Source organism: Nocardioides sp., assembly GCF_034670285.1.
GTDB lineage: Bacteria > Actinomycetota > Actinomycetes > Propionibacteriales > Nocardioidaceae > Nocardioides.
The window spans coordinates 1-8,041 of the sequence record NZ_JAXMNS010000150.1; the positions used below are offsets into that span (position 1 = coordinate 1).

Sequence of the window (8,041 nt, forward strand, 5' to 3'; positions counted from 1 at the left end):
GTTCTACCGCGGCCTGGCCGAGGGCAGGATCCTCGGTCAGCGTTGCCCGACCTGCTCGAAGGTCTACGTGCCGCCGCGCAGCGCGTGCCCGGCGGACGGCACCCCCACCACCGACGAGGTCGAGCTCGCCGAGACCGGCACCGTCACCACCTTCTGCGTGGTCAACGTGCCGTTCATGGGCCAGAAGATCACCCCGCCGTACGTGTCCGCCTACGTGCTCCTCGACGGCGCCGACATCGCGTTCCTGCACCTGATCCTCGACATCCCCGCCGAGGAGGTCCACATGGGCATGCGGGTCAAGGCCGTGTGGAAGCCCCGCGAGGAGTGGGGCACCACCATCGAGAACATCAGCCACTTCAGTCCGACCGGCGAGCCCGACGCGGACTTCGACACCTACAAGAACCACCTCTGAGGGGCTGGAAGATGAGAGACGTTGCCGTCGTGGGGTTCGCCCAGCGACAGATGGAGAACTTCGACGGGTCCCCCACGTGTGTCGAGATGCTCGTGCCGCTGCTGGCCGAGTGCTACGAGCAGACCGGCTGGACCCGCCGCGACGTGGGCTTCTGGTGCTCGGGCTCCTCGGACTACCTCGCGGGCCGCTCCTTCTCGTTCGTGCAGGCCGTCGACGCGATCGGCGTGATCCCGCCGGTCAACGAGTCGCACGTCGAGATGGATCTCGCCTGGGCGATGTACGAGGCCTGGATCAAGATCCAGACCGGCGAGGTCGACACCGCGCTGGTCTACGCCTTCGGCAAGAGCTCGGCAGGCGTGCTGCGTCGCACCCTCTCCCTCCAGCTCGACCCGTACACGATGACGCCCCTGTGGCCCGACACCGTGTCGCTGGCCGGGCTGCAGGCGCGCGTCGGTCTCGACGCCGGGTTGTGGGACGAGCGCGCGATGGCCGAGGTGGTCAACCGTTCGCTCACCGACGCCGAGAAGAACGAGTACGCCGTGCGCCGCGGCGGCTCCTCGGTCGAGGAGCTGCTCGCCCGCCCGATGTACGCCGACCCGCTGCGCAAGCACGACTGCGCACCGGTGACCGACGGTGCCGCCGCGATCGTGCTCGCTGCCGGTGACCGGGCCCGCGACGTCCGCGACCGGCCCGCCTGGATCTCTGGGCTGTCGCACCACATCGACCCGATGAGCATGGGCACCCGCGACCTCACCCGGTCCCCCTCGGCGGCCCGCTCGGCGGCGTCCGTCGACCTGTCCGGGGTGGAGGTAGCCGAGCTGCACGCTCCGTTCAGCCACCAGGAGCTCGTCCTGCGCCGCGAGCTCGGCCTCGGCGACGACGTCGCGATCAACCCCTCCGGCGGCGCGCTCGCCAGCAACCCGATGTTCTCCGCGGGAGGCATCCGGATCGGCGAGGCCGCCAAGAAGATCTGGTCCGGCGACGCGTCCCGGACCCTGGGCCACGCCACGTCGGGACCCGCCCTGCAGCAGAACCTCCTGTGCGTCCTCGACGCGACCCCCGGAACGGACGGTGCCTGAGATGGCCAAGCAGCCCGCAGCGGTCATCGGCATCGGCCAGACCCACCACCGCGCCAAGCGCGACGACGTCTCCATGGCCGGCCTGTGCCGCGAGGCCATGGACCGGGCACTCGAGGACGCCGGCCTGACGCTCGACGAGATCGACGCGATCGTCGTCGGCAAGGCCCCCGACCTGTTCGAGGGCGTGATGATGCCCGAGCTGTTCCTCGCCGAGTCGCTCGGCGCTGCCGGCAAGCCGTTGCTTCGCGTGCACACCGCCGGGTCGGTGGGTGGCTCGACGGCGATCGTGGCCGCCTCGCTCGTCCAGTCCGGGGTGCACAAGAAGGTGCTCACGGTCGCCTACGAGAAGCAGTCGGAGTCCAACGCGATGTGGGCGCTGTCGGTGCCGGTGCCGTTCAACATGCCGGTGCACGCCGGCGCGGGCGGCTACTTCGCCCCGCACGTGCGCTCCTACATCCGGCGCTCGGGCGCACCCGAGCACATCGGGGCGATCGTGGCCGCCAAGGACCGCAACAACGCGCTCAAGAACCCCTACGCGCACCTGCACAACGAGGGCACGACCGTCGAGTCGGTGATGGCCTCCACGATGCTGTGGGACCCGATCCGCTACGACGAGACCTGCCCGTCCTCCGACGGCGCGTGTGCGCTCGTGATCGCTTCCGAGGACGTCGCTGCCTCCTCGCCGAACCCGGCGTGGATCCACGGCACCGTGATGCGCTCGGAGGCCACCACCGCCGCCGAGCGCGACCAGGTCAACCCTCAGGCCTCCCGCGACGCCGCGGCGGCGCTGTGGAAGCAAGCCGGCATCACTAACCCGATCGAAGAGATCGACATGGCCGAGATCTACGTGCCGTTCTCCTGGTTCGAGCCGATGTGGCTGGAGTCGTTGGGCTTCGCCGCTCCTGGCGAGGGCTGGAAGCTCACCGAGTCCGGTGCCACCGCCCTCGGCGGAAAGCTGCCCGTCAACTGCTCGGGCGGCGTGCTGTCGTCCAACCCGATCGGTGCCTCGGGCATGCTCCGCTTCGGCGAGGCTGCGCTGCAGGTGCGCGGGCTGGCCGGCGAGCACCAGGTCGAGGGCGCGAAGAAGGCCCTGGGTCACGCCTACGGCGGCGGTTCGCAGTTCTTCGCGATGTGGGTCGTGGGGTCGGAGAAGCCGCAGGGCTGACGTGGTTCGGGGATGAATCCCCGGATCACCGGGTGTTCCTGACGTTCTCAGGGAGAACTTCACCTGAGAACGTCAGGCAATCCCTGAGAACCTCCCCGGGTGACGGCATCCGCTCAGGAGTACAGGCAAAATGGATGCCCAACCGGGTCGAGCAGCACCCGGACGCCGTCCTGGGGCTGGTGCTCGGGCAGGCTCGCACCGAGTTCCAGCGCGTGGTCGACGGCCGCATCGAGGTCACTGACCTCGAAGTCGAGGTGCATCATCATCCGCGGGCGGCCGACCTCCGGGGGCCACACCGGCGCCTCGTAGCCCGGGTCGCGCTGGAAGGAGAGGTAGCCCACGCCCTCCCCGAGGTCCAGAGCCGCGCCGTGCTCATCGGCACTCTCGGGCCTCCAGATCGGCCAGCCGAGCAGGTCGGAGTAGAACCGCGCCAGGCTCAGCGCGTCGGGGCAGTCCAGGACGACGCCCCACCAGTCGGCTCGCTGCCACCGGTCGACCGCGCCGTCCGCCGTACGCCTTCCCCTCATGGGGTCAGGGTAGGACGCCGACCCGGACGACGGAGTGATGCTGGGATGCACAGCCCGCCCACCGGTGACCTAGGGTCGACCTCGTGATCGAGCTCCGTACCCCCGCCCAGATCCAAGAGATGCGTCCTGCTGGGCGTTTCGTCGCCTCGGTGATCGACGCCCTCGCGGCCAAGGCCGACGTCGGCGTCAACCTGCTCGAGCTCGATGCGCTCGCCGCCGACATGATCGCGGCCGAGGGTGCTACGTCGTGCTACGTCGACTACCACCCGTCGTTCGGCGCCTCGCCGTTCGGCAAGGTGCTGTGCACCTCGGTCAACGACGCGGTCCTGCACGGCCTCCCCCACGACTACGTGCTGCAGGACGGCGACCTGCTCTCGGTCGACTTCGCGGTCGCGGTCAACGGCTGGGTCTCGGACTCCGCCTACTCGCTCGTCGTCGGCACCCCGCGGCGCGAGGACCTCGAGCTCATCGAGGTGACACGCAAGGCCCTCGACGACGCGATCGCAGCCGCCCAGCCGAACGCCCACATGGGTGACATCTCGGCTGCCATCGGCAAGGTCGCGCGCAGCGCCGGCCTGGGGGTCAACCTGCAGTTCGGCGGCCACGGAGTGGGGCGCACGATGCACGGCGAGCCGCACGTGCCCAACGACGGTCGGGCCGGGCGTGGCTTCAAGCTCAAGCCGGGCCTGGTCATCGCGATCGAGCCGTGGTTCATGCACACCACCGACCGGATCTACACCGACCCCGACGGCTGGACGCTGCGCAGCGAGGACGGCTCCCGCGGTGCGCACATGGAGCACACCATCGCGATCACCGAGGACGGGCCGCTCGTCCTGACGGCGCGCGACTGACGGGGCAGTTTCACCACTCAAGTGGTGAAACTGCCGGGCGATCAGCCGGTGTAGGAGACCTGCAGGTCCTTGATGCCGTTGATCCAGCTGTGGCGCAGCCGGTTGGGCTCGGCGAGCTTGGTGATGTCGGGGGCGAGGTCGGCGAGCGCGTCGAACATCTGACGGATCTCCTGGCGGGCCAGGTTGGCGCCAAGGCAGTAGTGGGCGCCGTTGCCGCCGAAGCCGACGTGCGGGTTCTTCTCGCGGGTGATGTCGAAGGTGAAGGGGTCCTCGAAGACGTCCTCGTCGAAGTTGGCACTCGGGTAGAACAGGCCCACCCGCTGACCCTTCTTGATGAGCTGACCGCCGACCTCGACGTCGTTGTGGGCGGTGCGCTGGAAGGAGATGACGGGCGTGGCCCAGCGGACGACCTCGTCGACCATCGTGGCGGGACGCTCCTTCTTCCACAGCTCCCACTGGTCTGGGTTGTCCATGAAGGCGTTGAGGCCGTGGGTGATCGCATTGCGCGTCGTCTCGTTGCCGGCGACGGTGAGGATGATGACGAAGAAGCCGAACTCGTCATCGGTCAGCCCACGGCCGGTCTGGTCGGCGTGCACCAGCTTGGTCACGATGTCGTCGAGCGGGGTGGCCTTGCGCTCGGCCGCCATCCCCATCGCGTAGCCGAGGATCTCGGCGGCGGCGACCTCAGGGTCGCCACCCACGTCCGGGTCGTCCATGGCCAGCATCTGGTTGGACCAGTCGAAGAGCTTGAACCGGTCGGCCTGCGGGACGCCGAGCAGCTCGGCGATCGCCTGGAGCGGCAGCTCGGCGGCGACCTGCTCGACGAAGTTGCCGCTGCCCTTGGCGACCGCGTCGCCCACGATCTGCCGGGCGCGCTGGGTCATGATCTCGTCGAGGGCGTCGATCGCGCGCGGGGTGAAGCCACGGCTGACGATCTGGCGCATCTTGGTGTGGTCGGGAGCGTCCTGGTTGATGATCATGACGCGCTGCATCTCGATCTGCTCGCGCTCCATGCCCTCGCCGAAGCGGATGATCGCGCCGTTCTCGTGGACGCCGAAGTTCTTGGAGTCCTTGGACGCGGCGAGCACGTCGGCGTGCTTGGTGAGCGCCCAGTAGCCTGTGCCGGACTCGTCGGTGAAGCCGCTGCGCACCGCCTCGGCCTGCTCGATCCAGTGCACGGGCGAGGACTGACGCAGGCGCTTGAACTCCTCGTGCGGCACCGCGGCGTGGTTGACGTCCGGGTCGGTGAAGTCGTAGCCGGCCGGCAGCAGATCTGCGGTCACTTGGATGCTCTCCTCGGGGTAGCGCGCTGGAAGACGAGTTGCGTTTCTGCAACACGTTCTATCGAAGATTACATAGTTTCTCGTCAACACGAAAGCCTTTCGTGCCGGATTTCGTGGCGCGTCTCACATGGCGGTGCCGCGACTCCCCCACTTGTCGAAAACGAGAACGCGTTCTAGTTTTCTCTTATGGGTACTCCTGTGATCATCGACGCCGTCCGCACTCCCCTCGGCAAGCGCAACGGCTGGCTCGCCGGCCTGCACCCCGCCGTCCTGCTCGGCCTCGCCCAGCGCGAGGTGATCGAGCGCGCCGGGATCGACCCCGAGCTCGTCGAGCAGGTGGTAGGTGGCTGCGTAACGCAGGCCGGTGAGCAGTCCAACGGCATGGTGCGCCGCGCCTGGCTGCACGCCGGACTCCCCCAGCACACCGGCGCCACCGTGGTCGACGCCCAGTGCGGCTCGGGCCAGCAGTCCGCGCACCTCGTGCACGACATGATCGCCGCGGGCACCATCGACGTCGGCATCGCGTGCGGCATCGAGTCGATGTCGCGCATCCCGCTGGGCGGCAACGTCCCGGCCGGTCTCGGCGACCCCCGCCCGGCGGAGTGGACCATCGACATGCCCAACCAGTTCGAGGCGGCCGACCGGATCGCCGCCAACCGCGGCCTCACCCGCGCGGACCTCGACGCCTTCGGGCTCGCCTCCCAGCAGAAGGCGCGCGCGGCGGTCGACGAGGGACGCTTCAAGCGCGAGATCCTCGCCATCGACGCCCCCGTGCTCGACGCCGAGGGCAAGCCCACCGGTGAGACCCGCGTGGTCGACACCGACCAGGGCCTGCGCGAGACCACCCTCGAGGGCCTGGCCGGACTGCGCTCGGTGCTGCCCGACGGTTTCCACACCGCCGGCACGTCGTCACAGATCTCGGACGGCGCCTCGGCTGTGCTGATCATGGACGAGGACAAGGCCCGCGCGCTCGGGCTCACCCCCCGCGCCCGGATCGTCAACCACTGCCTCGTCGGCTCCGACCCCTACTACCACCTCGACGGCCCCATCGCGGCGACGCAGCGGCTGCTCGACCGGTCCGGTCGCAGCATCTCCGACTTCGACCTGTTCGAGGTCAACGAGGCGTTCGCCGCCGTGGTGCTCTCCTGGGCCGGCCAGCACGCCGTCCCGATGGACAAGGTCAACGTCAACGGCGGCGCGATCGCCCTCGGCCACCCGGTCGGCTCGACCGGCACCCGGCTCATCACGACGGCCCTGCACGAGCTCGAGCGCCGCGACCAGTCCAGCGCCCTGCTCTCGATGTGCGCCGGCGGCGCGATGGCCACCGGCACGATCATCGAGCGGATCTGACCCGCTGATCGGCCGCGCCGGATCGTTGTCGTTTGGTCCCAGACGACAACAATCCGGCGCGAAAACCCGTCGTCTGGGACCAAACGGCAACGTTTCCCGACGCGCGGTGGGTACGGCGAGAGCCGCGAGTCGAGGTCAGTCCCGAGCGATCGAGCGCATGATCATCGCGGTCTCGAGGGCGGCGGCGGTCGCCTCGTAGCCCTTGTCCTCGGACGAACCCTCGAGCCCGGCGCGGTCGAGGGCCTGCTGCTCGGTGTCGCAGGTCAGGACGCCGAAGCCGACGGCAACCCCGTGGTCGAGTGCCACCCGGCCCAGTCCATCGGTGGCCGCGCCGCAGACGTACTCGAAGTGCGGCGTCCCGCCGCGGATCACGACGCCGAGGGCGACCACGGCGTCGTACCCGGCCGCGGCCAGGGAGCTCGCGACCACGGGCAGCTCGAAGGTGCCGGGCACGCGCACGACCTCGGCCCCCGAGACGGAGTACGCCGTCAGGGCGCGCTGGGCGCCCGCGAGCAGGCCGTCCATCACGACCGTGTGCCAGCTGGCCGCCACCACGGCGACCTTCAGCCCGCTGCAGTCGATCGGCTCGGTCGTGGGTGCTCCGTGGCCGCTCATGCCTGTGCTCCGTCGGTCCGGTCGAGGTCGTCGCCCACCAGCGTGTCGCTCGACTGCAGGTCGGGCAGCTCGTGGCCCATCCGGTCGCGCTTGGTGAGCAGGTAGGCGAGGTTGTGGTCGTTGGGCTGCGGCGTGAGCGGCACACGCTCGGCCACGGGCACGCCGTACTCCTCGAGGTTGCGCACCTTGTCGGGGTTGTTGGTCAGCAGGCGCACGCTCTCGACCTTGAGGTCCTTGAGCACCTGCGTGGCCGTCCCGTAGTGGCGCGCGTCGGCAGGGAGGCCGAGGTCGAGGTTGGCGTCGACGGTGTCGCGCCCGCCATCCTGCAGCTGGTAGGCCTGCAGCTTGCCGACCAGGCCGATGCCACGGCCCTCGTGCCCGCGCAGGTAGACCACGACGCCGCGACCCTCGGCGGCGATGCGCTCCATCGCCTCGTCGAGCTGCGGACCGCAGTCGCCGCGGCTGCTGCCGAACGCGTCGCCGGTCAGGCACTCCGAGTGCACGCGCGTCAGCACCGGGTCGTCGACGCCGAGCGAGGACACGTCGCCGTAGACGAGCGCGATGTGCTCGGAGTCGTCGGTCGTGATCCGGTAGCCGTACGCCGTGAAGTCGCCGTGCTTGGTGGGTAGCCGGGTCTCCGCGACGCGCTCGACGAGGTACACCTTCAATGAAGAGGCTGTCGTTTTTGTCAAACACCTGGATTCGGCAAAAGAGACTGCCGGGGAATTCTCCAACGCACTGGATCGCGTCATTTCATTG

9 protein-coding genes are annotated in these 8,041 nt (G+C 69.4%); 5 read left to right on the plus strand and 4 right to left on the minus strand.

Annotation, left to right across the window (positions count from 1 at the left end):
- From VOI19_RS09265 to VOI19_RS09275, 3 genes are all read left to right on the plus strand, one after another.
- On the plus strand, positions 1-412 hold a 412-nt coding region (locus VOI19_RS09265; RefSeq protein WP_323792679.1), incomplete at its 5' end, for a Zn-ribbon domain-containing OB-fold protein.
- Positions 413-423: 11 nt separating this feature from the next.
- Positions 424-1,491 carry a thiolase domain-containing protein gene (locus tag VOI19_RS09270; protein WP_323792680.1) on the plus strand — a complete coding sequence of 356 codons (1,068 nt, stop codon included), beginning with the start codon at positions 424-426 and terminating at the stop codon, positions 1,489-1,491.
- 1 nt (position 1,492) lies between these two features.
- Positions 1,493-2,656 carry a thiolase domain-containing protein gene (locus VOI19_RS09275; protein WP_323792681.1) on the plus strand — a complete coding sequence of 388 codons (1,164 nt, stop codon included), beginning with the start codon at positions 1,493-1,495 and terminating at the stop codon, positions 2,654-2,656.
- 113 nt (positions 2,657-2,769) lie between these two features.
- Here the strand turns inward: VOI19_RS09275 and VOI19_RS09280 are convergent, their stop codons facing one another.
- On the minus strand, positions 2,770-3,183 hold the full coding sequence (locus tag VOI19_RS09280) for a VOC family protein (protein WP_323792682.1): 414 nt from the start codon (positions 3,181-3,183) through the stop codon (positions 2,770-2,772).
- 83 nt (positions 3,184-3,266) lie between these two features.
- On the opposite strand from VOI19_RS09280, the gene map reads away from it, so the two are divergent.
- Positions 3,267-4,034, plus strand: a complete 768-nt coding sequence (gene map, locus VOI19_RS09285) for a type I methionyl aminopeptidase (protein WP_323792683.1) — start codon at positions 3,267-3,269, stop codon at positions 4,032-4,034.
- A gap of 41 nt (positions 4,035-4,075) precedes the next feature.
- Here map and VOI19_RS09290 read toward each other — a convergent pair whose 3' ends face one another.
- The gene (locus VOI19_RS09290; RefSeq protein WP_323792684.1) at positions 4,076-5,317 is read right to left on the minus strand and encodes a cytochrome P450; all 1,242 of its coding nucleotides are present in this window, start codon (positions 5,315-5,317) and stop codon (positions 4,076-4,078) included.
- A gap of 186 nt (positions 5,318-5,503) precedes the next feature.
- On the opposite strand from VOI19_RS09290, the gene VOI19_RS09295 reads away from it, so the two are divergent.
- Positions 5,504-6,667 carry a steroid 3-ketoacyl-CoA thiolase gene (locus VOI19_RS09295; protein ID WP_323792685.1) on the plus strand — a complete coding sequence of 388 codons (1,164 nt, stop codon included), beginning with the start codon at positions 5,504-5,506 and terminating at the stop codon, positions 6,665-6,667.
- Positions 6,668-6,802: 135 nt separating this feature from the next.
- Here VOI19_RS09295 and ribH read toward each other — a convergent pair whose 3' ends face one another.
- Together ribH and ribA are read right to left on the minus strand one after the other, a co-directional pair.
- Positions 6,803-7,282, minus strand: coding sequence for a 6,7-dimethyl-8-ribityllumazine synthase (gene ribH / locus VOI19_RS09300; protein WP_323792686.1), 480 nt, complete (start codon positions 7,280-7,282; stop codon positions 6,803-6,805).
- Positions 7,279-7,944 carry a GTP cyclohydrolase II gene (gene ribA, locus VOI19_RS09305; protein ID WP_323792687.1) on the minus strand — a complete coding sequence of 222 codons (666 nt, stop codon included), beginning with the start codon at positions 7,942-7,944 and terminating at the stop codon, positions 7,279-7,281. Before ribA ends, ribH begins: the two co-directional genes overlap by 4 nt.
- Between the last annotated feature and the right edge of the window lie 97 nt (positions 7,945-8,041).

Coding starts and splice junctions, on each gene's coding strand:
- VOI19_RS09275 (WP_323792681.1), top strand. CDS start 1,493: ATGGCCAAGCAGCCCGCAGCGGTCATCGGCATCGGCCAGACCCACCAC.
- VOI19_RS09270 (WP_323792680.1), top strand. CDS start 424: ATGAGAGACGTTGCCGTCGTGGGGTTCGCCCAGCGACAGATGGAGAAC.
- ribH (WP_323792686.1), bottom strand. CDS start 7,282: ATGAGCGGCCACGGAGCACCCACGACCGAGCCGATCGACTGCAGCGGG.
- VOI19_RS09280 (WP_323792682.1), bottom strand. CDS start 3,183: ATGAGGGGAAGGCGTACGGCGGACGGCGCGGTCGACCGGTGGCAGCGA.
- VOI19_RS09295 (WP_323792685.1), top strand. CDS start 5,504: ATGGGTACTCCTGTGATCATCGACGCCGTCCGCACTCCCCTCGGCAAG.